This window comes from Armatimonadota bacterium, assembly GCA_023511795.1.
GTDB lineage: Bacteria > Armatimonadota > UBA5829 > DTJY01 > DTJY01 > JAIMAU01.
The window spans coordinates 287,991-313,640 of sequence record JAIMAU010000003.1; the positions used below are offsets into that span (position 1 = coordinate 287,991).

Sequence of the window (25,650 nt, forward strand, 5' to 3'; positions counted from 1 at the left end):
CTTAAGGTCTAGCCCTTTTCCAACCACCGCGAAGTTGCTTGCTCAATTTAGCCACAAGTTCCTTATTCTCTGGCAAGCCAGCAATGTTTACGTTGCCCAATGGATCTTTTTCATAGTCATAAAGCTCAACTGCAACAACATCGCCACCATCCATTTTAATCCATTCGGTGTAGCGATAGCGGTCTGTGCGCATGGAATAACCCATCACATTCCCCGGACGTGGATACTGGCTGAATGCAGCCTTCTTCCATTTGCGCTTGGGATCATTCATCACTGGCACAGCGCTAGTGCCCTCAAGGTTATCGGGTATGGGCAGTCCTGCAAGCTCGCAGAGGGTCGGATAAATGTCGACAAATTCCACTAGAGCGTCTGTCTTTGCACCCTTGTTCTTTTGTCCGGGGGCGCTTATGATGAGAGGCGAGCGAGTTGCAACCTCGAAGTTTGTATGTTTGCACCACAAGCTGTGGTCGCCCAGGTGCCACCCGTGGTCGCCCCAAAGCACAACGATTGTCTTATCCTTAAGGCCAAGCTTTTCCAACTCATTAAGCACCCGCCCAATCTGAGCATCAGTGTAACTTGCGGCTGCATAATAAGCATAGCGAAGCTCTAGCGCCTTTTCATCGGATATGGGTCCAACGTCCGGGATATCCGTGTACGAACGCAGTTCACCAAAAGTAGTAAGTGCAATCTCAGGGCTGTCCTTTGGCGGGAAGGGATTTGGAGATAAGCCTATTTTGGCTTTTTCGCCTGCGTACATATCGAAATACTTTTTAGGCGCCACAAACGGTAGGTGTGGTTTATGGAAGCCGACTGCAAGGAAAAACTTTTTATCCTTGATTTCGCATAAGGTTTCGATTGCATGGTCGGCGATCATTCCGTCAGCAAGAGCATTATCGGGACAATCGGGGTCTTCCCAAGCCGGCCCTTTTAGAATGGATGCCCTGCGGATAATTTTGAGAGGCAATCCAGTTTGGGGGTCTTTTTCTACTACCTCGTCCTTGAGCTTTCTTCCTTGTGCTTCTAGCTTCTCTCTAAGTTCTTTCTGCTGAGCCAAGCTCTCGGGCTTCAAGTAAGTTGGTGCCTTTGCCGCCCAATGTGGTACACTCCAGGACTGGGGATCATCAAGGCCAGGATGGTATATCTTTCCCATCGCCTGGGTGTGGTAGCCATGCTTCTTAAAGTACTCTGGCAACGTTACAACGTTCGGAATGAATTTTCGGAAATGATCCTCAAGGTTGTAGACCTTGGTACTGTCAGGACGAAGACCCGTGAGGAGCGAGGTCCGCGACGGACTGCATACCGCTTGCTGGCAGTAAGCACGGGTGAAGACGGTGCCCCGAGCTGCGAGGGCGTCAATATTCGGCGTCTTGATGACTGGTGCACCATAGCATCCCAAAGTAGGCCTAAGATCGTCAACGGCTATGAAAAGGACATTATATTTGCCTTCTTCCTTTCCAAATGCAAGCTCTGGCGAAATGGCAGAAAGCCCGGCAAAAGCACCAGCCATTAATGTCGCTTTTAAGAAATCTCTTCGCGTGTATTGCTTCATATCGCTCGACTCCCTTTCTTTTGATTATCACTTGTTTTGCTTAGGTTTGGGGTAAACCCACTCTCCTTGTCTGCCGAAATAAGGATAGCTATCCCAGCGGTCATCGTTTGGATTAGTCGCACGTGGGTCCCTTGTTTTTGTCATCCAGGTCTGCAGTCTCCGCGCTAATTTCTCCTTGATGCCGGCATATTCAGGGTCGTCTGCCACGTTGTGGACGGTCCACGGGTCACGCTTTAGGTCATAGAGTTCCTCGGCTGGCCGCTTTGCGGTTGAAAGCTCGAAGTATGGCTTAATTTTGGGGTCATCCCGCCGGCTCAAGATGAGCTTTTTAGATGGGCTTGTGTCTATATCACCAAAATCGCCAACTGCCACCCACATTTTTGGGTCGCCTGCAGGCCACCGCTCTGGGTGGAAGTTGCGAATATAAAGGAAATCCTTAGTGCGTATTGCTCTGCAAGGATATCCCAAGTTGCCTTCACGGCAATTTACATGACGCTCCTTTTCCACGAAAACGGCGTCGCGCCGTGCTGGTTCATCTTCGGTCAACAAATCAATCAGGCTGCGTCCAGTCATGTCAGGAAGCGGCTTCAGGCCAGCCGCCTCCAAGAACGTCGGTGCGAAGTCCGTATGGCTTACGACCTCATCCACTTTTCGGCCGCCCTTCACTCTTGCTGGCCAACGGATGGCGAGAGGCATATGCGCACCTGCCTCATAAAGGTTTGCCTTCGCCCTTGGGAATGGCATGCCGTTGTCGCTTGTGATGACCACTATGGTGTTTTCGGCGCGGCCAGACAATTCAAGATTTTCGAGCACAGCGGCACATTGCTTGTCAAATTGCTCAACGTTCCAATAGTAATCAAGGATATCGCTTCTCACTTCTGGGGTGTCAGGCAAGAAAGGCGGAACTTCTACATCCTCTAGACGCATACCAGAATTAACACCACAGCCCAATTCATAATCTCTATGCGGAAAATGGCTGCCAAACCAAAAGCAAAATGGCTTGTTTCTCGGGGCTTGCTCCAAAAACTCTTTGAAGTTTTTAAACTGCGGACCTGCTGGGTTGCGCGTTCTTCCCGTGCCCTCAAGCTTCCCAGGTCCCCATCCTTTGCCGCTCAGCCCAATAAAGTAACCATCTTCCTCCAGGATATCAGGGAATGTCTTGAACCTGGCAGGCAAAATGCCGTAGAGGTTTGCACCTTCATCCAGACAGTGTATAGCCTGGCCAGTCAATATGGCTCCCCTTGACGGCGTACATGTTGGGGCGGCACAAAATGAATTTGTGAATAGTACGCCCTCTCTCGCAACTCTATCGAAGGTAGGGGTCTTCACTACTCTATCGCCAAGAATGCTGGCGTGCGGGAATGACCAGTCGTCTGCAATCATGAAGAGGATATTCGGGCGTTCGTCGGACGCCTTTGCAGAAGAAACCACGCCAAAGGTATTGAATGCCAAACCCACTGAGGCCGCTCCCGCCGCTTTGAAAAAATCCCGCCGGGTGATTGCTCGCTTACTATTCATTTCTTCTCCCTCCCTGCCATTTGAAGGCTTTAAATAAATAACTTACCAAGGTGCCGTGCGCAAAGGAATTGGGTCTTGAGTAAGCACACTAGCGTCGAAACAAAGTTTAAGCATTTCCATCTTGAGAGCGGTGTGCTCAGGGCTATCCCACAGATTATCATGTTCGCCAGGATCAGCCTCCAGGTCATACAACTCGCCTATTTTTAAGCCCGCATAAGAAGTCAGCTTATGCTTGCGAGTTCGCACAGTAGTCAGCAGGGGTTTTTCCTTCAAGCTGTCATGGAAAGGCTGACCAATGTAATACTCTGCGTAGATATAATCTTTGTGCTTATGTGGGTCTGCATCTCCGGTACAGATGCCGTAGAACGACTTGCCTTGAACGCGAACTGGAATCTCCATCCCAACGGCGTCAAGTATCGTAGGCACGATATCTACAAGTTCGACCAGCGCATCACTCTTGAGCCCAGCTACGAAGTGTCCTGGCCAAGAAATAATAAGCGGCACCCTCAGCGAACAATCGTACATATGGGGTCCTTTGAGGTACATACCATGGTCGCCCAAAAGCTCGCCGTGGTCGCTCATGAAGATAACTATCGTGTTTTCTCTTTGGCCGGTTTCCTCCAGCACTCTCAGCATGCGGCCGACGTTGTCGTCTATCTGCTCAATCATTGCGTAATATGCGGCAGTTACCTCTCTCCGCTCTCTGCGAGTCATTTTGCTGAATCCCAGCAGCATTCCCCCGTATGCGCCGTCGTGGTCTACCTGCTGGAATATTGGCTTGTTGTGGAGTTCTCCTGGCTTATATGCTGGGTCTGGAAGCTTGTCGGGGTCGTAGCGGTCAAGATACTCTTTTGGTGGGTCGAATGGGTGGTGAGGGGCAAAGATATTTACACTCATCAGCCAAGGACCCTGACGCTTCTCGGTAATAAAATCAATCGCCCTATCAGCACACCACTTGGTCTGGTGCAATTCTGCTGGCACTCCTGCAAAGGCGTGCTTGCCTTTTGGAGGACGATAAATGTCATTCCATTTATAGCCCTTGGACTCAAGCCAAGCTGTGTACTGGTTGTCCTTTCCCCAGTGAGGGTGAGGGTCGTGGCTCCAATTGAATACCCTATAGCCGTCGTCAATCCGCTTTTCAACTTGCTTATGGCAAGGAGCAAGGTGCAACTTGCCCGATAGGCCGCAGTCATAGCCTGCATCGGCTAGCATTTTGGTGATAAGCACCTCATGCGGCGGAATTGCCTGGCCATTCTGCCTGGCGCCAGTAGTGCGAGGATAGCGCCCAGTAAGAAAAGAAGCCCTACTGGGGGTGCAGACAGGATTTTGGGCGAAGGCATGCGTGAAGGCGACGCCTTCTGAAACCAATTTGTCCAAATTTGGTGTGCGTATATAAGGATTCCCAAGGACGGCAATCGTGTCGTATCGCTGTTGGTCGGTGCAAATCCAAAGTATGTTTGGTCTTTTTTTCTTCATGACTTCCTCCGAGTATGCTTCAGAACTTCCAAGCGCTAGTCCGGCAGCCATGACGCCTGCCGCCTTAATAAAATTCCTTCTAGTCATCGCATTGTTTTGCTCCATGGCTTGTCTCTCCGCCATTCATGCTGCTGGCAACGATTATTCGAGGCGGCCAGCTCTGAGAAATATCCTCAATGCATTTGATTACTTTCCGACTGCTTTTTCGATGTTTCTAAGATACTCGACCTCCTGCTTGAATTTCTTGTACATGAGTGGAAAATTGTCAGTATCGTAGAACGGCATCAATATCATTGGGCCTGAAAAGCCGATGTTGTGGAGCTCGGCACAAATCTGCTCCCAATTTGCTTGGCCTTCGAATGCCGGCACAAACTCGCTTACCCAACCTTTGGTAGGAGAATCGGGTTGCCCTGAGCGTACCCTCACTGCATCCTTGGCACCCACGGCGGCGATATACTCCCCCAGCAGCTGAATTTGATAGTCCCAGCGCTCAAAACCTTCTTGGTGCAGGTTGTTGCCGGGGTCAATCATTATGCCAATATACTTAGGGTCAAGCCCTTTAACCATGGGCCAAGCGGCAGTGGAATTGTGGGGATAGCAGTTGCCGTGAAGCTGGATAACAGCCTTTATGCCGGCATCCTCTGCGGCATGCGCAACTCCCTCGGCAAGATAGCGGGCAAGGTTGGCCAAGTCGCGCATGTGTCCCGCATCATTCTTTGCAATATAACCTAGCCTGACGGCCTCTATGCCATTATCTGCAAGAACCTTCAGAGGCGTATTATCTCTCGCCAACTCGCCCATTGGGAAGCTAGTATCCGCAAACTTTACCTCTAATCCAGCTTTCTCAGCCGCCTGCACGTATCCCGGAAGCGCCTCTGCGTATGACTCAGGCTCGAGCCAATACCCCTCACGAATTACGGCAGTCGGTCCATCGACGCCAGCCTCTGCGCAGTGAGCCATTAACTCATCTATGGAGAGATGCTGGAAGAATTTTGCAAAAAGATAATATTTCATGGGACGTTTCCTACCATCTAAATAGAAAACACAACGCTTGATGCGCTCTATTTACATTTTTCAACTATTGGCTTGAGAACCTCATCAAGCGAAGCATCTGTAAGCTCTGCTTTTATGCCGTCGAAAAGGAACCACTCCTCTATATGCTCTGTGCTAGCCCCGGGGTTAAGTCTGACCATTGGGCCTAATGTCTCGACTTCCATGAACGTGCCGTCGGTATAAGTCTCGCAGTTGCAACCCATGTCTGGGTATGTTGCGCCTTCCACAAAAGGAAACTTCTTAACGAAAAGCAATTCCTTGCGGAGATATGCAGCCCAGCCCTGCTTGTTCAATACGCCAATCTTCTGCGGGTATCGCAGGTTCTCGTCGGTCCGCAGGCAGATGTATTTCTTTAGGAACCTCCACCTGGAATCGCTCAAGTCGGTATAATGCCAAAGCACCATAGGGCGAGCTGGGAGAAGTTCCTTTTCATGGGGAATAAATGGCTCTTGAGGAATAATTGTTGTCCCCCCGCCCGCCACAATACTCAGTGCCCATGGAGCCAATTCGACAGGCCAGATACCTTCGTTTGTAAGTTTATGAATCAATGTAACCTTAGTTCCCTCATCTGCCAGCTTTAGCAAAATCTCTTTACGGATGCCGGTGGGTGCTTCAACAGGCTGTATCAGTCGGATAGCATTTGAACCAACCTTTTCTACCTCAATTGGCGCATTGTCGGGAACATAGCTCCTTGGTATTGATTCTGGTGCATGCCACAGCCGATGGCCACCCCACGGATGCCAATCGCCGAGGTCGGTTTTCACGACCGCCCCTTGTCCAAGCTCAGCCAAGATATTTTCGCCGCCAATGAACCGATAAGCAATGACCCGAGGGCCGATGTCGCTAGTGGCGATGACCTCTACCGTGCCATTGGAAAGCCGATAGCAATTTGGTTGATTGAAGTATGCAATCTTGTCAATCTTCACCTTTCCGCCCTCCGAGATATTTGTATTCGCTAGAATGGCTGCCGCCGCAAGCAGGAAAATCATGCCGCCAATTCGCATTTTTTTCTCCATATGCCATAGCGCTCCTTTAATGAACAATTCATCGGTGAAAAAGCGTTATCCTTTTAATATGCTCATAAATTGCAAATAACTTTCTCTTGACCCAGGAGAGAGCGCTTGACTAGAATGCATAAGAAAGCAGACACCCTGCAGGCAAATGCCGATTCATAAGAACCAAAAAATGTGAGGATAAAAGTGGGAGAAAAAATTGTTCTCATTGGTGCTGGCAGCGCCATGTTTACAAGAGGACTCATCGCAGACCTAATCAATCGGGGGAATGAAATCCAGCTGGGGCTTGTTGATATTAATCCCGAAGCTCTGGCAGTGGCTGAAGGTTTGGCTCGCAAAATGATTGAAGCTCGAAGAGCACCAATCAAACTCAGCGCTTCGACTGACCGACGCGACATGTTACCTGGTGCAACTGCCATCATCTGCACTATAGGCGTTGGCGGGCGGCGGGCATGGGAAAAGGACGTTTTCATTCCCAGAAAGTATGGAATTTACCAGCCGGTGGGCGACAGCGTTATGCCTGGCGGAAGTTCGCGCGCCCTGCGAATGATTCCAGCGATGGTTGAAATCGCCAAAGACGTGCTCGACCTTGCACCAAACGCTCTATTCTTTAATTATGGCAACCCAATGGCGCCAGTATGTCGAGGCGTGAGGAAGGCAACCGACGCTGAAGTTGTTGGGCTGTGCCACGGCGTAAATGGAGTCGCCCATTACCTAGCAAATATGCTCGGCGTCCAAATCTCGCGCTTGAGCTACACAGCGGTGGGGATGAACCATTTGACTTGGTTCACCGAAGTCCAGGTTGACGGAAAGGATGCGATGCCTAGGCTTCGGGAAATAGCAGCCGTTAGAAAAATCGAAGACGGCGACCCATTCAGCTGGCATTTGCTTAAGTTGTTTGGCGCATTCCCAGCCGTGTTAGATAGGCATGTATGCGAGTTTTTCACCCAGTTTTTCTCGGATGGAAGCTACTATGGCAAGAAACTGGGGGTAGATGCATTTAGCTTCGAGGAGACAATCGCCTGGGGCGATAGGATATTTGAAGAAATGAAGGAAGATGCGCTGTCGTCGAAGCCACTTAGGGAAGAATACTTCCTGAAAATAGGTGGCGAGCATGAGCAGGTAATCGAAATCATTGACAGCATCAAAACAAATGCTGGGCGAGTTTATTCTGCTAATCTGCCAAACAGAGGACAAGTGCCAAACCTGCCACCGGAATCAGTCATAGAATCGCCGGCAGTTGCAGATGCATCAGGCTTAAAACCAATCCCCCAGAAGCCTCTTCCCTCCGCATTGGCTGGAACTCTTGCCACTAGGCTGATGTGGGTAGAAACAATTGTCGAAGCCGCCCTAGAGGGAAGCAGAACTAAATTCGTCCAAGCGCTTGTCCTTGATGGCTCGGTCAAATCACTTGAGATGGCTGAGAAATTGGCTGATGAGCTTCTAGCCGCTCAAAAGGAGTATCTCCCGCAGGAGCTCTGGGGGTTCGAACACTAATTGGTGATGTTTCGGCTGCGGTTTAAAAGCGGGTTTAATATATGTTTGCAAAAGTACTTACAGACGACCAAATAAAACGAATACATGACGTTTCGCTTATTATCCTTGAGCGGGTCGGAATCCATTTACCCCATGATGAAATGCTTCGGCGCTTCGCAGACTCAGGTGCGTCGGTTGACTTCTGCAACAAACGCGTCTACATCCCTAACGAACTTGTTGCAAAATCGCTGGAACAGGCGGGGAAGAAGTTTGCCATCTACGGACGCGACGTTTCCAAAGAAGCGGCGTTTGGTGTTGGAAAACGGAATTACAATTCTATCGCCGGCGAAGCATTGTGGGTTGACAATCTCGGCGAAAGCCGACGGCCTGCAACGCTAGCCGATGTTGGAACCGCCTCGCGCTTCGCCGATGCCCTGGATAATATCAACATTGTAGGCGCAATGGCAGACCCCCGAGAGATTCCGTCCGAATATCGGTGCGTGGAAGTCATGGCAACCATGCTTCGAAACACAACCAAGCCGATTCACTTCTGGTTCCATGATCGGCTTTCCGCAAAATATATTATTGAGATGATGATTGCCCTGCGCGGCGATGAAAAAAAGGCGGCAGAATTCCCTGTCTGCTATCCTTTTCTTGAGCCAATCAGCCCTCTGCGCTTCCCATTCAACGGGGTGGACATTCTGTTCGAGACCGCAAGGCTCAACCTTCCCGTGCCAGTCGGGCCGATGGCTCAAATGGGTCTTTCGGCACCGGCGACAGTAGCGGGGACATTGGCGCAGGAAAATGCTGAGATACTGGCAGGCATCTGCATAACACAACTTATTAAGCCCGGAACGCCAGTATGCTATGGAGGCATTTGTCATGCATTCGACATGAGAACAACACAGCTTATTTTCTCGGGTCCGGAACAAGCAATTTTCGGGGTGGCAATGACACAAATAGGGAAGCACTACGGCTTGCCGGTATACATTAACGTCGGCCTAACAGATTCGAAACGCGCAGATGCCCAAGCAGGGCTAGAGGTTGGAATCACATTGGCTTTGGGAGCCGCCGCAGGAGCGGATATTTTTGGCCACATGGGAATCTCAGGGGTGGACCAGGCATCATCGCTGGACATTCTTGTCCTGCAAGACGAAATTATCTCTTATGTAGAAAGCATAATGCGAGAAATTGATTTTTCGGACGATGCGCTTGGGCTGAAAGAAATAGAAGAAGTTGGACCCGGGGGAATATTTATAGACCGCCCACACACTGTGGAACATTTCCGACGCGAGCTTTGGTTCCCTCGCTTGCTTGACCGAAATTACTACCAAGCATGGCTCGAAAGTGGTGCACTCAGCACGGAAGAAAAGTGCCGCCATCTAAAAGAGGAAATACTCAGCACCCACACGCCTGAGCCACTGCCACCCAAGCTTGAGCAAATATTTGAGGAGATACTGCTGGAAGCCAGAAGTCTGAAAGCCTGAGGGGATGGCCTATTCGTTGGGCAAACCGGATAATTAAAATATTTCCATTTCGCCACCGCTACAGCTTTGTATGGTATAGCCGCGAAAACGCGCTACCTGCGGCAAGCAAAATGATAAATCGCTATGGCTTCTTCAAGTTTACTACCTAACAACAAGTGGATTGGTCCATGCGCGATTTCCCTGAAAATCAACGATTTCTACGCGAAGATACCGCCAGCTATCGCGCAAAGGAATTTCTGCGTTGGTAATTGGCCCCTCGCCGTCGCTGTAGATGCTTAAGCCGTGTGACCTCTGGGCAATGAAATGTACCTCGGAGGCTGGCGAGCACTTTACAATCACCTTTCCATCGCAAACCCGAGCATCTTCTATGATAGGACCGCATGAGGAATAGAAGCATCCTGTACGAAGTGCTTCCATAACAGCCTCGGCAGTAAGATTCTCAGCCTTGAACCACGTCCAGCCCATAAAGATGTCCCTGCCTCGGTGTGCATCGTCAACAGCTACTGCAGGAAGGATAATCCCGGCGTCGAGCAAGTCATCCCACTGAACAGAGCTGAACCCTTTGCCGATTTTTGTGCATGTAGCATTATAGACCTCCAAGGCGATTGCCCCGCTAATCTTCATTAGGTGGTTTATATTGTGGCCGCACCAATATGGATGGCAGATAATCGCCTCTCCGCCCGCCTCGCGCGCCATTTTTATCCGAGCATTTGGATTAGGTTCATTTAAGCAATCAAAACCATATGGAACGTTTAAGAAAACGAAGTGATACGGGTCAGCACCTGGACAATTCGGATGTGTCTCCGTTCCAGAGATAACGAGAAACTCATCCGTCGAAAGAGCTGAGACATCGTTCGTTCGGTCGTGGTCGGTGATAGCAAGGATGGAGTACCCTTTCTCGTGGTACTGTTGGATGCGCTCCTGCACGCTAAACCCCCCGTCCGACGTGGTTGTGTGGGTGTGCAAGTTGGCTTTATACCAATTTCCACTGCTTTCGAAAGGATTTACAAATGGCGATGTTGCACTCACGGTACTACCTCACAACAATTTCATATACCTTGTTAAGTAATCAAAACTCCTCATTAGGACAGCCTCCTAGAATATGCTTGAGCATATCTTCCCAGGCGGCATGTCATCATGAATGCAAGGTTATATTTACTTGCTAACCTCGGCACTTTCTCGCTATCCATTATTGCACGCATTGCCAATCTCTGCCAAGCAGTGCAGGCGCCTTCTGACTGCCAATGTTTGGATGCAAATAAAATCGGGCAGTGCGCAAAAAGCACTGCCCGCTCTAAATCCTTGAGCAGTAAAAATCTAGCGATATCCTGGGGGCGGGCCTTCCCCGGGAGCGGCCCCTGGCGGCGGGCCTTCGCCCGTTCCGCTAGTCTCCGTGCCACTTGGCTTTGGCTTGGGAGCCAAACGCAGTCTGTTGTCTACAAAGAAGCTCCACTGCTCGGTAGTCTTGTTTCCACTCCAGTCTTCAAGCGAAAGAGTAACAATATGGCGGCCATCTTTAAGAGGAGTGATTGGCTGCTGTCTAACTGTTTTATACCAAATTATGCCTCGCTCTGCCGCAAACTTATAATCAACAGCTTCTCCATCAAGCAACATTGAAATGCTCTTTGGGTTTATCCCGCTACCAGGGTCGGTAACGAGAGCGGCAAACTCCACGGGCGGCATTCCGGGCAGAACGCTGTCTCGCGAAGGTTTCACGGCTTCGACCACCGGCGGTGTGCTGTCAGGGGCGTCAGCGCGGAATGCGTTGAGAGACCCATCATCCCCCACGACATAGAGTGTTCCATCGCAAACGGCCGGCGCCGCGGTTATATTCACCTGTATAAGCGAGCCGGCTTCCGAGATGGTTGGTCCCAAAATGTACTTCCACTTGATTTCGCCCGTGGTTCCGTCAATCGCCGCCAAAACGCCTTTCCTCCCGCCAACTATCACGGTGTTTCCAGCCACTATAGGAGACCCATAAATGGGGGCACCTAGGTCGGGAGGAGCACTCCATTTAAATTTGCCAGCCGACGTGAGCGCGTAGACTTTGCCGTCCCTGCATCCAACATAAATGGTTCCGTTTGCAAATGCAGGAACTGTCGAAATATCTGTGGGGAGGTTGACCGCCCACCTCAAGCGTCCGCTTTGCGCCTGGAAAGCATGGAGGATTACACCGCCGCCAACATATACAGTGTTTTCGGCTACGACAGGCGTTGAATTTCTGGTTGCACTGCCTATCCTAACCGACCATTTGAGCTTGCCGCTGGCAGTATAAGCGGCGTACAGAACCATGTCATTTGATACAAAATAAACCAACCCTTCTGCCACTGCTGGCGAGCATAGAACATCATCGCCCGTACGAAAGCCACCTGGCCATTTCAGTGCGCCGGTAGCCGCATCCAAAGCATAAAGGTTGTTGTCAGTTGCCCCAATGTAGATAACACCATCAACAAGAACGGGAGATGAAACAATGCCTCCTTTTGTGCGGAACGTCCACTTCAGAGTGCCGGTTTCTTTGTCAATGGCATAAAGATTTCCATCCCCAGCGGCGAAGTAGACTAAATCATCACCTATCAGCGGAGATGTCTTTATGCTGGCGGTTAGGCTCTCCTCAGGATATCTCCATTTGAGCGAACCGGTTTCCACATTTACAGCGTATATTCTTCCATTCGAACAGAAATAGGCAACTCCGTCGGCAATTGCAGGCGAAGACGGATTTTCAAGAAACCTCTCCGTTACATGGCGCCAGGCGAGCTTGAGCGGGAATGTAAGCTGTTCTTCGGTATATCCTGTATGCGCCGCGTTACCTTTGAACATTGGCCACTTCGCACCAGAGCTTGGGAAAGATGGCGCAAGATTTTCTGTTTGCACATCGGTTGAACCAGGCAAACCATTGTTGCCATTTTCGGCCGGAGGCTTTGGCAAAACCTCTTTTGCTTCATCGGCAGGGGGCTTCTGCTTGGGCACGGGTGGCGGAGGAGGCGGCGGCATGGGCGGCAGTGCCTCATCAGCCCCAACGCCTTGTTCAGGGGGAAGTGGCGGGAGCGGCGGTGGTGAGTTATCCTGTGCAAAGGCTACAGCCATGGATAAAAGAGCAAATAAGGTTATAACGCAGACGATTAGCCTTCTGGGCATCGTCATCCTCCTTCAAAAAAACAGTCCGAAAGAAGTATAACGCATACGGTGCTTAGCGTCAACCACCAGTGGGTCTATCGACGGCAAGCTATCATACAATTTCACTGACGTAGTTAAAGCGATGGCTTGTTCCATTTTCCCAAAAAAGAAAGCCGGGATTAACCCGGCTTTCCTAAGAAACCTATTTTGTTGATTCTGCACTAGGGAATCTGGTCTTCTAGGACTGGCTTGTCCTTTCGGAGGCACTTTGCACAGCGCCAATCAATATTCATGTGTTCGTACATTGTCGGAACATTTCGCACAGGTGAGCCGCAAGCACCGCATCGAATTTTACTGCTGTAGCTTGTCGACGTGAAGTGGGTCTCCTGCGGTTCGGCACCCGTGCCTTCGTATTCCGTATTGGTCATAAACAGACCTCCGTGAATAAAGTTTGTTTTATTTATTATACCACTTTTCTCATTGAAAGGGGAACTCGAAGTGGCTCATCCAACTGGGAAAACGATTGGGTCTCCTTGGGAAATAGGCTATCCTCAATGGTTACTACATCAGCTCTACAGCGCTTTAACTCTCCGGAGCTGGGGCACAAGATTCGCGCTCTTTCAAGTAGCATGGAAGGATATTTTCCATTCGGAATTGGTCCGCGTTCCCTTGGATTTGAGCTACGACCAGCTTAGCCGCAAGGACGCCAATCTCATAAAGCGGCTGGTGAACGCTGGTGAGCTGAGGAATAGTCAATTCGGCGTAAGTATCGTCAAAGCCGATAAACGAGATATCCTCCGGTATTCTGAGGCCAGCCTGACGTGCGGCTTGCATTGCTCCAATTGCCATTGCGTCGTTTGCGGCAAAAACAGCCGTTGGTCTGGACTTCATTTCGAGAAACTTCTGCATAGCCTGGAAGCCAGATGCCCTAGTGTAGTCGCCCTCGGCTTTTAAATCAGGGTCTACTGGAATGCCTGCATCCCCAAGAGCATCTGCATAGCCCTTCACCCTCATTCGCGAGATTAGCGTGTGCATTGGCCCAGTTATCATAGCAATGCGCCTGTGTCCCAGCTTGATGAGATATTCGACGGCACCTCGGGCGCCTTTGAGATTGTCGGGCTCAACATAATAGAAACCGGTGGTCTCCATTCTTCTTTCGATAATCGCAAGAGGCACCCCGCGTTCTCGAAGAAAAGTTATGTGCTCTGGCAGTATTGGCGACGACATTACTATACCATCGGCTCGTCGTTCGAGAAGGATATCTATATATGCCCGCTCCTTCTCTATGCTGTCGTACGAGTTGCAGAGGATGACATTATATCCAAACTTTTGAGCTTGGTCCTCTACTGCCCTAGCAAGAGCGGGGCTTACTGGTCCTGCAATACTGGGAACGATGTGGCCAAGGAGTCCTGTCCGCCGCTTCTTTAAGCCGCGCGCAAGGGCATTATAGCGATATCCAAGATCGGCAATGGCACGCTCGACGCGAATTCTCGTTTCCTCCGAAACGGAATCCGCACCGTTGAGCACGCGAGATACGGTGGCGGTAGACACCCCAGCGAACTTTGCAACATCCTTGATAGTTGGCAGCACGGAAGATCACCTCTTCTCCTTCGAGGAGAATCTTTAAAAACCCTTCGAATGAAATTAGACTATTAGTGGCATACTACTCTTTTTGCTGAGGTTTGTCAAGCGAAGGCAATTATACCGCTGTCCACACCATCCCCAGCAGGAATTAGCTACTTCTTTTGCGAAGGGAAATAGACCACCTATGTTGAAACTTTACACGGCATCAAAAATATTTTGATACTTCGAGATTCGCAAAAGGAGCGATAATATGGGAAAGCTTGCTATAAATGGTGGAGCCAAAGTTCGGACTAAAGGGTGGCCGAGCTGGCCAGTTTTTGATGAAAGTGATGTCAACGCAGTTGCGGAGGTAGTCCGAAGTGGACACTGGGGCTGTCTCACTGGAAGCAAGGTCGCCGAGTTTGAGAAGAAATTTGCGGCGTTCCACGATGCCAAATATGGGGTATGCGTTACCAACGGCACGGCGGCGCTGGAGGTTGCACTCAGAGCAGTTGGAGTTAAGCCAGGGGACGAAGTTATCGTGCCGCCGTACACGTTCATTGCCTCCGCAAGCGCGGCGCTTCAAGTAAACGCGATACCCGTATTTGCTGACATTGACCCTGACACCTACAATCTCGACCCCAATAAGATTGAACCGGCGATAACAGAAAAAACAAAGGCTATAATTGCGGTTCACATTGGCGGCGGGCCAGCAGACATGGACGGCATAATGGCGGTCGCGAGAAAACATGGCCTTAAGGTTGTCGAGGACGCCGCCCAGGCTCATGGCGCGGCGTGGAAAGGGCGGAGAGTCGGAGCCATTGGCGACGCTGGAACGTTCAGCTTCCAAGCAAGCAAGAATCTGACGGCAGGTGAAGGCGGCATAGTAATTACAAATGACCCCGTGGTGTACTCTGCGGCATGGTCGCTTCACAACTGTGGACGCGTGCCGGAAGGGAAGTGGTATGAGCATCGCATCCTAGGCTGGAACATGCGCATGACGGAGTTTCAGGGGGCAATCCTACTTTCGCAAATGGAGCGGCTCGAAAAGCAGATGAAAATCCGCGAGGAAAACGCTCTCTATCTCGACTCAGAGCTATCAAAGATTGAGGGCATTCGACCGCTAAAACGAAACCAAAGGGTTACGGCTCACGCTTATCATCTCTATATTTTCCGCTATGATTCCGCAGGCTTCGGAGGCGTTCCGCGGGCGAAGTTTTTGGAGGCACTAAACGCCGAAGGAATACCTTGCAGTGCGGGCTACGTGCCGCTCTACAAAGAGCAACTTTTCTATGTCGAGCCAAACGGCTGTCCCGTCGGATGCGCTTTCTACGGGCGGGAGATGGACTATTCGAAGGTCTGCTGTCCAATTGCCGAGAATGCCTGCGCCAACGAAGCCGTATGGCTCACCCAAAACATGCTCCTTGGAACGAAGCAAGACATGGACGATATAGTAGGCGCAATACGGAAAATCAAAGACAACATCGGGGAGTTGATTAGTTGAAAGGCTGTCCGATTAAGACAATGAAACTGTGCCCTTTAGCGGCAGTCATTCTAATCATTATGTGCGCACCGAAGGCAAAGGCATCCGCCGATAATTCGCATGCAAAGCCGGTTTATGCGCAGGTATCGAGCGTCGAGGCGCTTTTAAAATCCGTTGCTGAGGCGAACGAAAAAGGAGGTACAATCATACTCGAGCCAGGCACTTATACAATCACCGAGCCGATTGTAATTAGGAGAAGCGACGTGTGCTTAGCCGGCAGCGGCTGGAATACCGTAATCAAGCGAAAAGGCGATGGCGATGCCCTAGTATTCCAAGGCAGCCTTTGGAACTGCTCAGTGCGCAATCTTGCAATCACAGGAGATTCAAATGCAAAGACTGGGTCGGGCATAGTATTTAAGGATGGCGAATGGTCTGGAATCGCTTACATTGACTACTGCCGCATCATGAACTTTGCCGAAAGCGGAATTCGCTTTGAGGGAAATCCCAAAGCTCCATTTTCCTCGAATACGGTGAGCAACTGCTGGCTGGTAGGCAACCTAGGCCATCAGCTTTACAGCCGCTACAATAATGATTTTTACATCACCGGCAATCAGTTTGGAATGCAACCTAATAGGGTTCCTCGAACAGGTGCATATCTCGACCATTCATCCGCAGGAACCTACACAAAAAATTATCACTGGGGCAATCAAGTTGCCTTGAGGATAATAGGGAGCCATTTTAATAGGATTGAAAACAACCGGCTGGAGCAGAGTTTGGAAAGCGGCATCGTAATTGGCGATCCGAAAAGCGATGAGTGGAGCCAGCTAAACATTTTTCTTGGAAATACCATACATACAAATTCCGAGACCAATTCGGGGAAATTTTCGGCGGTCGTCGCATACAAGGCGGTTGATACAACGTTCTGCTCAAATCAAATATTCAGCTGGGACAGCAATTCAACCAAAATGAAATCCGGCTTGGTTCTCGGCCAGGGGTGCAGAAATTGGATTGTTAAGGACAACATAATCCGCCACTGTGTGGAAACTCCAATTGTGTATGATAGAAAAGTTGGCCACATTGTGAAAGATAATATCCTTGACACGCAGAAGTGAATTCAATATCACGCCATCCTATCTGTCCTCTCCTGGGTACTTGTTCTACCGGAGAGTGAGTTTTCAGCACTGAAGTCCTGCCACTATTTGGAGGAGGGAAATGGTTAATCAACAACCGGATATAAACTTTTTCGACTGCAATGCGCAAATCGGAAGGTACAGCGTCCGCCATCCCGAAGCATTAACTACTGCGGATGAACTGACGAAAGAAATGGAATACATCGGCATCTCGGAGGCACTCGTTTACCACTCCATGGCAAAAGAATATGCGCCATCCGTCGGAAATGAGATGCTGATTCAAGAGATAAAAGGGAAGCCGCTCCACCCCTGCTGGGTCGTGATGCCGCACCACACCGGCGAGATGCCTCCCCCGGACGAGCTCCTGGCGCAAATGAGAAAAAAAGGCGTCCGCGCCTTGCGTGCGTTCCCTGTGCTCCACCAATTCCGCCTATCGAAGTGGTGTTCCGGCGAGCTCCTAGAAATGATTGAGGCAAATAATATTCCCTTATTTCTCGACATGGACCAAACGAGTTGGGAGGACGTCGCCCAAATACTCAGGGATTATCCGAAGATTAACCTTATTCTTCTTAGGACTTCCTACCGAATTGACCGATATATTTATCCACTGTTTGAGAAATACGAAGGCTTGCGCATTGAAACCGCAACATACCAGGTGAACTTCGGGATTGAGGAGGTGTGCAGGCGGTTTGGAGCCTACCGCCTTCTCTTCGGCACCGGTCTTCCATTTACGGAAGCAGGTCCTTCAATTGCCCAAATCGCTTATGCCGACATCTCCGACGAAGAGAAAGCAATGATTGCAGGAAAGAATCTCTGCAACTTATTGCAGAATGTAGGGTATTAGGTGTAAATCACTATTCAGCCAAAAAAAGATTTAGAGAGGCTAAAAATGCTGATGACCATGAGCATAATAGCTCTGCTAGTCCTTCAGGGAAGTGCAGCCAGCGCCGAGAAAATAATTATTCCGCTGGATGGAAAATCCATTCCGGAAAACGCAGTATTAAACAGCGTCAAAGCGGAGGCTGAAATTAAGGACGGCAGACCCGCACTTAGGGTTAAATTCGGCAAGGTAGAGTGGCCAAATATCTTTTTCAAGCCCAAGGAAGGCACCTGGGACTGGTCAGCCTATTCAGGTATTGCCGTGGACGTCTTCAATCCACAAAAGCAAGCGATTCAGTTCAGCGTTCGCGTTGACAATGAAGGCGCTGACGGGTGGAACCACTGCAATACCGGGTACGCGACCGCTCTGCCGGGGAAGTGGACTACGCTTTCGATGGCATTTCGCTCAAACAAGCCCGAGCGATTCTGGGGGATGCGAGGAGTGCCAGCTACTGGTCCGCCGGCATCGGGTACTCCCATCGACCTCTCAAAGATTGTCGGATTCCAGGTCTTCCTTTCACATCCCAATCAAGAGTATACTCTCTTGATTGCAAATATGCGCCTAATTGCAGATACAATTTCTCTTCCCTTTGTGGACAAGTTTGGCCAATACAAGCACGAAACCTGGCCAGGAAAGCTAAAAAGCGAACGAGAGCTCGCCGAACGCCGTGAGATGGAGGAGAAGTCGCTGAGAGAATCCAAGTGGCAAGACCGCGACAGATTCGGCGGCTGGGCAAATGGCCCAAAGCAAGAAGCGACCGGCTGGTTTAGAACCCAAAAAGTGGGAGGCAAATGGTGGCTGGTTGACCCAGATGGCAATTTATTCTTCTCCATAGGCGTGGACTGCGTGCGAACTGGCGACAGCACTTTCACCGAAAAGCGCGAAGAATGGTTCGAGTGGCTCCCTGGAGAAGATGAGAAGTTCAAGCCAGCGGTTGGATACTCCAGCGGAGCACACTCTATGGCAGACGTAATTGGCGGCAAGGGGAAAACCGTCAACTTCTACCGTGCTAACCTAATCCGCAAATATGGAAGCGAATGGGAACGGAAGTTTCGAGAAACAGCTTGCGCCCGATTGAAGGCATGGGGATTCAACACCATTGGCAATTGGTCGCAGGAAGACGTCATGACAAGCGGCTGTCTGCCATACGTTGCCTGCGCCCATGTGACAGGGAAGTTCCGACGAATTGAAGGCGGCGGCGGGTATTGGGCCAAGATGCCGGATGTGTTCGACGCAGAGTATGCTGCTGCGGCTGAAAACTCAATCGCACCTGTAGCGAAGAAGCATACGGCAGATAGGTTCTGCATAGGCTTTTTCGTTGACAATGAGCTGGCATGGGATGCCATTGAGAAAGGAACGCTTGCCAGCCCGCCAGACCAACCCTGCCGAGTTGAGATGATTAAAAGGCTCAAAGAAAAGTACAAAACTTTGGAAGCTTTAAATGCTGCCTGGGAAACAAAAGCCGCCAGCTGGGATGCGCTAAGAGTCCCTGATTCGCCAAACGCCGCTTGTCAAAATGATTTAAACGAGTGGGTGTATGCATTCTCGCACCGCTACTTTGAAATAATCAAGGGTGTGCTCAAGAAATATGCGCCGCATCATCTCTATCTAGGCTGTCGGTTCGCATGGAGTCATCCGCAGGCAGTCCGAGCCGCCGCAGATGTTGCGGATGTAGTCAGCTTCAACATCTACACCCGCGGAATAAACTGCGCAGATTGGACTGGCGAGAACGACCTTGGGAAGCCTATTCTCATCGGCGAGTTCCACTTTGGCGCATTGGACCGAGGAATGTTCCACCAAGGGCTCGTGCCGACAGCGAATCAGCGCGAGAGGGCTGAAAGCTTCGTAAAATATGTGCGAAGCGTCATCGAATGCCCAGCGTTCGTCGGCTGTCATTGGTTTCAGTATGTTGATGAGCCGCTTACAGGCAGAGTCTACGACGGAGAGAACTACAATATAGGTCTGGTAGACGTAACCGACACGCCCTACCCTGAGATGATTGCGGCGGCAAAAAAGGTGAATGGAGAAATATACAAATGGAGATGAACAAAGAAACTAAGGGCGGCCTGATGGATAAAGTACGCCGCGGCATACCTCTAAACGACCTGCTAGTAATAGACGCTCACTGCCATATGGGGCGCTGGCACAACTTCAATATCCCAAAAGGCGATGCCGCCGGAATGATTGAAATGATGGACCGTTTAGGAATTAGGTCGTGCATCGTCGCTCATCATTCGGCAATTGGTCCCGACTTCCGATATGGGAATGATGAAGTGCTTAGTGCGATGGCTAAGTTTCCAAAACGAATTTACGGCTATGCCACCGTGAATCCAAACTACCCCGAAGCCGAGTTAGTCGCCGAGCTGGAAAGATGCATCTCAGCAGGTATGGTCGGCGTTAAGATTCACCCAGACGTACACCAGTGCAATGTTGACGATGAGAAATACCGCCCAGTGTGGGAGTGGGCAAATGAGCGCCGACTTCCACTCCTTTCCCATACCTCGACTGGCGGGCGAAACCCTGTTAAAACGTTTGAGAAGCTTGCGGAAATGTATCCAAATGTCAGCATTATCCTAGGGCATTCGGGTTTCGGCTCAGAGGGTGCAAACCAGTCAATTCAAGCGGCACTCAAATACCCAAACATCAACCTCGAACTTACAGGGTCGGTTATAGTGTACGGCACGCTCGAGCGAATGGTAAAGCAAATCGGCGCTGAACGAGTGCTTTTCGGCACCGACATTCCCTTTCTCGACGCCAGGCCGCAAATCGGGCGTGTTGCTTTTGCGAAAATCTCGGAGGAAGACAAGCAAAAGATACTAGGATTAAACGCCGCTAGAATCTTCGGAATCTGAGTGGAATGAAAAGGACGTTCACATATCTTGCAATCATAATCATTGCAATTCCCGCGGTTCACTGGGTGATGAAGCCCAAGGAACGGGTTGAGTACGAGAATGGCAAAGTAGTAATAGAATGGTACAACTACGCAACTCCCGAATTCCTTGAGCTGTATGAGAAATACCTAATTCCCGAGTTCGAGCGCACCCACCCAAATATCAAGATTCGCCTCAACTCAAGCCTCGGCGATACGGGATATGATGCAAAACTGCTTACGCTAATTGCTGGGAAGATTCCGCCTGACATAATTCACGTTACTCAGCAAAACTTTCCATTCTATGCGGTAAAAGACATTCTGCTGGACCTCAACCCTTTAATTAAAAAGGACCCGACATTTGATTTAAATGACTACTTCGAGCGAGTATTAGACGGCATGCGCTTCAAAGGCAAGCTTCTCGGCTTGCCGAGCGACTTTTCCACCATCGCCCTCGTATACAACAAGGATATGTTCGACAAATACGGCGTCTCCTATCCCGACGAGACCTGGGATTGGAATAAGTTCCTGTGGGCCGCAAAGAAGCTGACTCGCGATACCAACGGCGACGGCACAATCGACCAATTTGGCTTCGTGAACATCAATTCCTACAACCGGTGGCCAGCCTGGGTCTGGATGGCAGGCGGCGACATTCTCACTACCGACATGAAAAAATGTCTAATGGACGATCCCAAGTCAATTAAAGGCATGGAGTTCTATGTAAACCTTTCAATCAAAGAGCACGTCGCCCCAACGTCTACGCAAACCCTTGGCCAAAGCTTCGAAGAGATGTTCATTGCCGAACGTGCGGCGATGATTGCCGACAGCCGATATGCCTACAAAATATTCAGCAAAGGGGTGCCTTTCAGGTGGGATATAGCCCATATGCCAAAGGGACCAGCATGCCGCGCAACAACGTTCATATGGGGCGGCAACTGCATTCTCAAGACGACAAAACATCCAAAAGAAGCATGGGAGTTCCTGAAGTTTCTATCGGGCTATGAGGGAGCAGTCCTAAATGTAAAGGCAGGAAACGCATTCCCAGCCTTTAAAAAGGTAGCAATGTCCGATATGGTATTAAAGTCGCCAATCTCGCCGCCGAACGACAAGATTTTCCTCGATGCGATTGAATATGGGCGGCAGGCTCCTTTCCCACCGCAGTTCACCGAGTTCAACCAAGCGATGACAAAATTCGAAGCGGCATTCCTCGGCTTCGAACCAGTTGAAAAGGTATGCAAGGAGTTCGCCGCAGAGGTAAATGCCGCTGTCAGCGGTGAAGTATGGTAGAAGGGCTATCACTGCGAAAAATTAAGACAGCAAGCAAAATGCTTGCAATTCTTTAGTTCAACTATCTATTATGGTCAAATCATGAAGCAACGCATGACTAAGAGGCAAAGAATAGAGGCTTTTCAAGGCTTTTTGTTTATCCTTCCATGGGTGATTGGCTTTCTTGTATTCGCCCTGGGCCCAGTGATTGCATCGCTTGCGCTCAGCTTCTGCAAATGGGATATTCTTACGCCGCCTAAGTTTGTCGGCTTTGCGAACTATGCGAAGATGGCTAGCGACCCACTGATTCGAAAGTCGCTGTTTAACACAATCTACTATGCGGCATTTGCAATTCCACTAGGCATGTGCGGCGCACTCGGCACGGCACTTCTGCTTAACCAAAAGCTAAAAGGCATGAGGCTCTTCCGCACACTTTTCTACGTGCCGTCGGTCACCGCGGGCGTCGCAACCTACCTATTGTGGAGCTGGATTTTCAACCCAGAGCTTGGCTTATTGAATCGTGCGCTGAGGCATCAGGTATGGTGGCTTGACTTTTCAAATGGGATAAACTGGAAATTGGTGCCGCTGGTGGCGAATCCCCCAAAGTGGCTGGCAGACCCCCACTGGGCAATGCCAGCGCTCATAATAATGTCGCTTTGGGGCGTTGGGGGCGGAATGCTCATCTATCTAGCAGGACTGCAAGGGATTCCTGAGGAACTTTATGAAGCGGCAACGATTGATGGAGCAAACACCGTCCAAAAGTTCCGCTATGTTACCATCCCAATGCTCAGCCCGACCATCTTTTTCAACCTAATAATGAGCATTATTGGCGCATTCCAGGTCTTTGGAGCCGCATTTATAATGACTGGCGGCGGCCCGATGAATGCAACTCTGTTCTATGTGCTCTATCTCTTCCAAAACGCGTTCATGTACTTCCGAATGGGATATGCTTCGGCGATGGCGTGGCTCTTGTTTATTATCATACTTACGCTTACGCTAATCCAATTCCGTCTTTCCAGAAGATGGGTGCATTATCAGTAGCAGAAAGGCAGAGTGGCGAGAACAACCAATGGCTGTAGCTTCAAATAAACGAATTGGCAACCCGAAAGTTCGCGCATGGAGAAATGCGAAGATTGCGCTAACTTACGCAGTCTTAATTGGGCTGTCGTGCGTCTTTCTCATACCTTTCTTCTGGATGCTTTCAACCTCGCTTACCGAAGCTTCAAAGGTCATCGTAAAAAATCGGTCGTGGATACCCAACCCTGTCGTCTGGAAAAACTACAAGGACGCACTGACGGTTCTGCCATTCCACTTATTCCTAAAAAATACGCTCATCATCACCATCTCCTGCATAATCGGGCAAGTGCTAAGCGCATCCCTTGTTGCATTCGGCTTCTCGCGCATGAGGTTTCCAGGGCGCGATGCGATTTTTATCCTTGTGCTTTCAACGATGATGCTTCCAGCTCAGGTTACGCAGATACCAACATTTATTTTATTTACGTATCTGCGGTGGATTGACACACTTAAGCCGCTCATTGTACCGGCATTCTTCGGCGGCGGCGCATTCTTTATCTTCCTGCTCAGGCAATTTTTCCTAACTATCCCAACAGAGCTGGAGGACGCCGCAAAAATTGACGGATGCAGTCCTTTCGGAGTCTACTGGAACGTAGCAATTCCACTCTCCAAGCCAGCGCTCGCAACAGTAGCGGTATTCAGCTTCATGAGCCACTGGAACGACTTCATGGGGCCGCTGATTTACATCCAATCTATGGAGAATAAGACGCTCGCGCTCGGACTGGCATCATTCAAAACCCTTCATGGGACTGAGTACCACCTGATGATGGCCGCTTCGGTAGCGGTCCTACTGCCGGTGCTGATAATATTCTTCTCGGCGCAGAAGTACTTCGTGAGGGGCATTGTGATGTCGGGGTTGAAGGGATAGGTGGTGAGGCACTATTAAGAAGCCCTGGGGTACAAGTTTAGCAATTATTCTTATGCTGACAGCCATTACCCTACCCGTCTATTGGCAGATGCTCAGCCACGACTTCATCAACTATGACGACGACAAATACGTTACCCGCAACGATTATCTGAGAACAGGCACGTGGCAGAGCATCCGCTGGGCACTTACTTCATTCTATGCCGCCAACTGGCATCCACTGACTTGGGTCTCACACATATTGGACATTCAACTCTTCGGATTCAAGCCAATGGGGCACCACCTAACCAACATGGTGCTCCACCTGCTGAACGTCCTCCTGCTGTTCCTAGCCTTTAATTGGATGACGAGGTCGCCGTGGAAGAGCGGTTTTGTAGCGGCACTGTTCGCCACCCACCCACTCCATATTGAATCTGTCGCATGGGTAGCCGAGAGAAAAGACGTCCTCAGCACGATGTTTTGGATGCTTACCATGCTGGCATACGTTTGGTATGCTCGGCATCCAAGCGCCAGCAGATATATGCTTGTTGTAATATTGTTTGCCGCAGGCTTAATGGCAAAGCCCATGCTCGTAACTCTTCCTTTCGTGCTACTTCTCCTCGACTTCTGGCCTCTGTGCAGAATTACTCACCCATTCACCACCAACCAAAAGAGCAAGATATCGGCCGAAAGAAAAAGGAAAAGCAGGGGTTCTTATTGGAAGCTCATCTGGGAAAAGACGCCGCTTTTCGCCCTTTCCCTTGCATCCAGCGTTGTTACCTGCCTTGCCCAAGCGAGAGGCAGGTCGCTTGGGTCGCTGGAAGTGCTTCCTCCTGGGATTCGTACCGCCAATGCCGCAGTATCATATGCAACATACCTTTGGAAAACCATCTGGCCTAGGAACCTAGCTATTTTCTATCCGCACCCCAAGGATACCCTGCCGGAGTGGAAGGTTCTCGCGGCGGCGGTAATCCTAGCCAGCGCATCGTTTTTCGTCTACCGCCTTTCAAAGCATGGGCGGCCCTACCTAATGGCAGGTTGGTTTTGGTATATCGGAACGCTTATACCCGTCATAGGCTTAGTTCAAGTCGGCGCGCAGGCAATGGCTGACAGATATACATACATTCCACTTATCGGAATCTTCATAATATTAGCCTGGGGAATGCCCGAACTGGCAGGATGTGCGAGTAGAGAAAGCAAACCAGAAGCGGCAAATGGGAAAAGCCGGGACCTCCTTTCAAAAACGCCAGCAAGCATTCTCCCATTCTTGGCGTTCGCTACCATAGCAGTTTTCGCCGCATGCACATACACCCAGCTCGGATATTGGAAGAACAGCTTCACCCTTTTCCGCCGCTCTCTCGCCGTGGTGGAGAGCGATGTCGCACACAACAACCTGGGTCTCGCGCTGGCAGACCAGAAAAAGATTGGTGAGGCGATAAAGCACTATGCGGCGGCGCTTCGCATCCACCCAGAATCAATTGAGGCGCAAGGGAATATGGCAAACGCCCTAGGTTCGACTGGCCGCATTGAAGATGCAATTGAGGGCTACCGGCAGATTTTGGAAATGAGACCAGATGACGCCAAGGCACACAATAACCTGGCAAACGCCTTGATGAAGCTCGGCAAGGTGGATGAGGCAGTCGAACACTATTACGCCGCCATTGAGCTCACGCCGAACAACCCTGTTATACACTACAACCTTTCGACCGCGCTATTCGCAAAAGGAGACTATGCTGGGGCGTGGCGCGAGATTAGCATTGCCCGCAGCCTAGGCTTCCAAGGCGACGCAAAATTTGTAGAGCAAGTTAGAGAAAAATTAGGTATCAATCATTAAAACTACCATGGGGGAAGGATT

At 50.2% G+C, this 25,650-nt stretch carries 20 protein-coding genes; 11 read left to right on the forward strand and 9 right to left on the reverse strand.

Going from position 1 to position 25,650, the window contains the following annotated elements:
- Nucleotide 1 precedes the first annotated feature (1 nt).
- From K6T99_05515 to K6T99_05535, 5 genes are all read right to left on the reverse strand, one after another.
- A complete protein-coding gene (locus K6T99_05515; GenBank protein ID MCL6519269.1) occupies nt 2–1,507 on the reverse strand; it encodes a sulfatase in 1,506 nt (501 codons plus the stop codon).
- A 69-nt stretch (nt 1,508–1,576) separates the two neighbouring features.
- Nucleotides 1,577–3,067 (reverse strand): sulfatase, encoded by a 1,491-nt coding sequence (locus K6T99_05520; protein MCL6519270.1) that lies wholly within the window; start codon nt 3,065–3,067, stop codon nt 1,577–1,579.
- A gap of 42 nt (nt 3,068–3,109) precedes the next feature.
- Nucleotides 3,110–4,648 carry a sulfatase-like hydrolase/transferase gene (locus K6T99_05525; GenBank protein MCL6519271.1) on the reverse strand — a complete coding sequence of 513 codons (1,539 nt, stop codon included), beginning with the start codon at nt 4,646–4,648 and terminating at the stop codon, nt 3,110–3,112.
- An 81-nt stretch (nt 4,649–4,729) separates the two neighbouring features.
- On the reverse strand, nt 4,730–5,557 hold the full coding sequence (locus K6T99_05530) for a sugar phosphate isomerase/epimerase (GenBank protein MCL6519272.1): 828 nt from the start codon (nt 5,555–5,557) through the stop codon (nt 4,730–4,732).
- Between the two features lie 47 nt (nt 5,558–5,604).
- Nucleotides 5,605–6,612, reverse strand: coding sequence for a DUF4380 domain-containing protein (locus tag K6T99_05535; protein MCL6519273.1), 1,008 nt, complete (start codon nt 6,610–6,612; stop codon nt 5,605–5,607).
- Nucleotides 6,613–6,795: 183 nt separating this feature from the next.
- Between K6T99_05535 and K6T99_05540 the strand changes: the two genes are divergently transcribed.
- Together K6T99_05540 and K6T99_05545 are read left to right on the forward strand one after the other, a co-directional pair.
- On the forward strand, nt 6,796–8,106 hold the full coding sequence (locus tag K6T99_05540) for a hypothetical protein (GenBank protein ID MCL6519274.1): 1,311 nt from the start codon (nt 6,796–6,798) through the stop codon (nt 8,104–8,106).
- A 41-nt stretch (nt 8,107–8,147) separates the two neighbouring features.
- On the forward strand, nt 8,148–9,572 hold the full coding sequence (locus K6T99_05545) for a trimethylamine methyltransferase family protein (GenBank protein MCL6519275.1): 1,425 nt from the start codon (nt 8,148–8,150) through the stop codon (nt 9,570–9,572).
- A gap of 141 nt (nt 9,573–9,713) precedes the next feature.
- On the opposite strand, the gene K6T99_05550 is transcribed toward K6T99_05545, so the two are convergent.
- From K6T99_05550 to K6T99_05565, 4 genes are all read right to left on the reverse strand, one after another.
- Nucleotides 9,714–10,601: a CehA/McbA family metallohydrolase gene (locus tag K6T99_05550; protein MCL6519276.1), complete on the reverse strand. Its 888-nt coding sequence runs from the start codon at nt 10,599–10,601 to the stop codon at nt 9,714–9,716.
- A 288-nt stretch (nt 10,602–10,889) separates the two neighbouring features.
- Nucleotides 10,890–12,707: a PQQ-binding-like beta-propeller repeat protein gene (locus K6T99_05555; protein MCL6519277.1), complete on the reverse strand. Its 1,818-nt coding sequence runs from the start codon at nt 12,705–12,707 to the stop codon at nt 10,890–10,892.
- A gap of 200 nt (nt 12,708–12,907) precedes the next feature.
- Nucleotides 12,908–13,114, reverse strand: coding sequence for a hypothetical protein (locus tag K6T99_05560; GenBank protein MCL6519278.1), 207 nt, complete (start codon nt 13,112–13,114; stop codon nt 12,908–12,910).
- Between the two features lie 154 nt (nt 13,115–13,268).
- Nucleotides 13,269–14,276 carry a LacI family transcriptional regulator gene (locus K6T99_05565; protein MCL6519279.1) on the reverse strand — a complete coding sequence of 336 codons (1,008 nt, stop codon included), beginning with the start codon at nt 14,274–14,276 and terminating at the stop codon, nt 13,269–13,271.
- Between the two features lie 244 nt (nt 14,277–14,520).
- Here K6T99_05565 and K6T99_05570 point away from each other — a divergent pair, with 244 nt between their 5' ends.
- From K6T99_05570 to K6T99_05610, 9 genes are all read left to right on the forward strand, one after another.
- Nucleotides 14,521–15,753 carry a DegT/DnrJ/EryC1/StrS family aminotransferase gene (locus K6T99_05570; GenBank protein MCL6519280.1) on the forward strand — a complete coding sequence of 411 codons (1,233 nt, stop codon included), beginning with the start codon at nt 14,521–14,523 and terminating at the stop codon, nt 15,751–15,753.
- Complete coding sequence (locus K6T99_05575) at nt 15,750–16,844, forward strand: right-handed parallel beta-helix repeat-containing protein (GenBank protein MCL6519281.1); 1,095 nt, start codon at nt 15,750–15,752, stop codon at nt 16,842–16,844. Before K6T99_05570 ends, K6T99_05575 begins: the two co-directional genes overlap by 4 nt.
- A gap of 100 nt (nt 16,845–16,944) precedes the next feature.
- Nucleotides 16,945–17,706 carry an amidohydrolase gene (locus K6T99_05580; GenBank protein ID MCL6519282.1) on the forward strand — a complete coding sequence of 254 codons (762 nt, stop codon included), beginning with the start codon at nt 16,945–16,947 and terminating at the stop codon, nt 17,704–17,706.
- A 45-nt stretch (nt 17,707–17,751) separates the two neighbouring features.
- Entirely contained in the window at nt 17,752–19,788 is a 2,037-nt protein-coding gene (locus tag K6T99_05585) for a hypothetical protein (protein MCL6519283.1), read from the forward strand.
- Nucleotides 19,779–20,594, forward strand: coding sequence for an amidohydrolase family protein (locus K6T99_05590; protein ID MCL6519284.1), 816 nt, complete (start codon nt 19,779–19,781; stop codon nt 20,592–20,594). The genes K6T99_05585 and K6T99_05590 overlap by 10 nt, the downstream gene beginning before the upstream one ends.
- 5 nt (nt 20,595–20,599) lie before the next feature.
- On the forward strand, nt 20,600–21,898 hold the full coding sequence (locus K6T99_05595; GenBank protein MCL6519285.1) for a sugar ABC transporter substrate-binding protein: 1,299 nt from the start codon (nt 20,600–20,602) through the stop codon (nt 21,896–21,898).
- A gap of 81 nt (nt 21,899–21,979) precedes the next feature.
- Nucleotides 21,980–22,918 carry a sugar ABC transporter permease gene (locus tag K6T99_05600; GenBank protein MCL6519286.1) on the forward strand — a complete coding sequence of 313 codons (939 nt, stop codon included), beginning with the start codon at nt 21,980–21,982 and terminating at the stop codon, nt 22,916–22,918.
- Between the two features lie 28 nt (nt 22,919–22,946).
- Nucleotides 22,947–23,819 carry a carbohydrate ABC transporter permease gene (locus K6T99_05605; GenBank protein MCL6519287.1) on the forward strand — a complete coding sequence of 291 codons (873 nt, stop codon included), beginning with the start codon at nt 22,947–22,949 and terminating at the stop codon, nt 23,817–23,819.
- Between the two features lie 52 nt (nt 23,820–23,871).
- A complete protein-coding gene (locus K6T99_05610) occupies nt 23,872–25,629 on the forward strand; it encodes a tetratricopeptide repeat protein (protein ID MCL6519288.1) in 1,758 nt (585 codons plus the stop codon).
- Nucleotides 25,630–25,650 lie beyond the last annotated feature (21 nt).

Excerpts from the sequence above, each read along its gene's own strand:
- K6T99_05580 (MCL6519282.1), top strand. The coding sequence starts at position 16,945 with ATGGTTAATCAACAACCGGATATAAACTTTTTCGACTGCAATGCGCAA.
- K6T99_05560 (MCL6519278.1), bottom strand. The coding sequence starts at position 13,114 with ATGACCAATACGGAATACGAAGGCACGGGTGCCGAACCGCAGGAGACC.
- K6T99_05590 (MCL6519284.1), top strand. The coding sequence starts at position 19,779 with ATGGAGATGAACAAAGAAACTAAGGGCGGCCTGATGGATAAAGTACGC.
- K6T99_05585 (MCL6519283.1), top strand. The coding sequence starts at position 17,752 with ATGCTGATGACCATGAGCATAATAGCTCTGCTAGTCCTTCAGGGAAGT.
- K6T99_05535 (MCL6519273.1), bottom strand. The coding sequence starts at position 6,612 with ATGGAGAAAAAAATGCGAATTGGCGGCATGATTTTCCTGCTTGCGGCG.
- K6T99_05605 (MCL6519287.1), top strand. The coding sequence starts at position 22,947 with ATGGCTGTAGCTTCAAATAAACGAATTGGCAACCCGAAAGTTCGCGCA.
- K6T99_05530 (MCL6519272.1), bottom strand. The coding sequence starts at position 5,557 with ATGAAATATTATCTTTTTGCAAAATTCTTCCAGCATCTCTCCATAGAT.
- K6T99_05570 (MCL6519280.1), top strand. The coding sequence starts at position 14,521 with ATGGGAAAGCTTGCTATAAATGGTGGAGCCAAAGTTCGGACTAAAGGG.
- K6T99_05595 (MCL6519285.1), top strand. The coding sequence starts at position 20,600 with ATGAAAAGGACGTTCACATATCTTGCAATCATAATCATTGCAATTCCC.
- K6T99_05520 (MCL6519270.1), bottom strand. The coding sequence starts at position 3,067 with ATGAATAGTAAGCGAGCAATCACCCGGCGGGATTTTTTCAAAGCGGCG.
- K6T99_05545 (MCL6519275.1), top strand. The coding sequence starts at position 8,148 with ATGTTTGCAAAAGTACTTACAGACGACCAAATAAAACGAATACATGAC.
- K6T99_05610 (MCL6519288.1), top strand. The coding sequence starts at position 23,872 with ATGCTGACAGCCATTACCCTACCCGTCTATTGGCAGATGCTCAGCCAC.
- K6T99_05555 (MCL6519277.1), bottom strand. The coding sequence starts at position 12,707 with ATGCCCAGAAGGCTAATCGTCTGCGTTATAACCTTATTTGCTCTTTTA.
- K6T99_05600 (MCL6519286.1), top strand. The coding sequence starts at position 21,980 with ATGAAGCAACGCATGACTAAGAGGCAAAGAATAGAGGCTTTTCAAGGC.
- K6T99_05525 (MCL6519271.1), bottom strand. The coding sequence starts at position 4,648 with ATGGAGCAAAACAATGCGATGACTAGAAGGAATTTTATTAAGGCGGCA.
- K6T99_05515 (MCL6519269.1), bottom strand. The coding sequence starts at position 1,507 with ATGGCTGGTGCTTTTGCCGGGCTTTCTGCCATTTCGCCAGAGCTTGCA.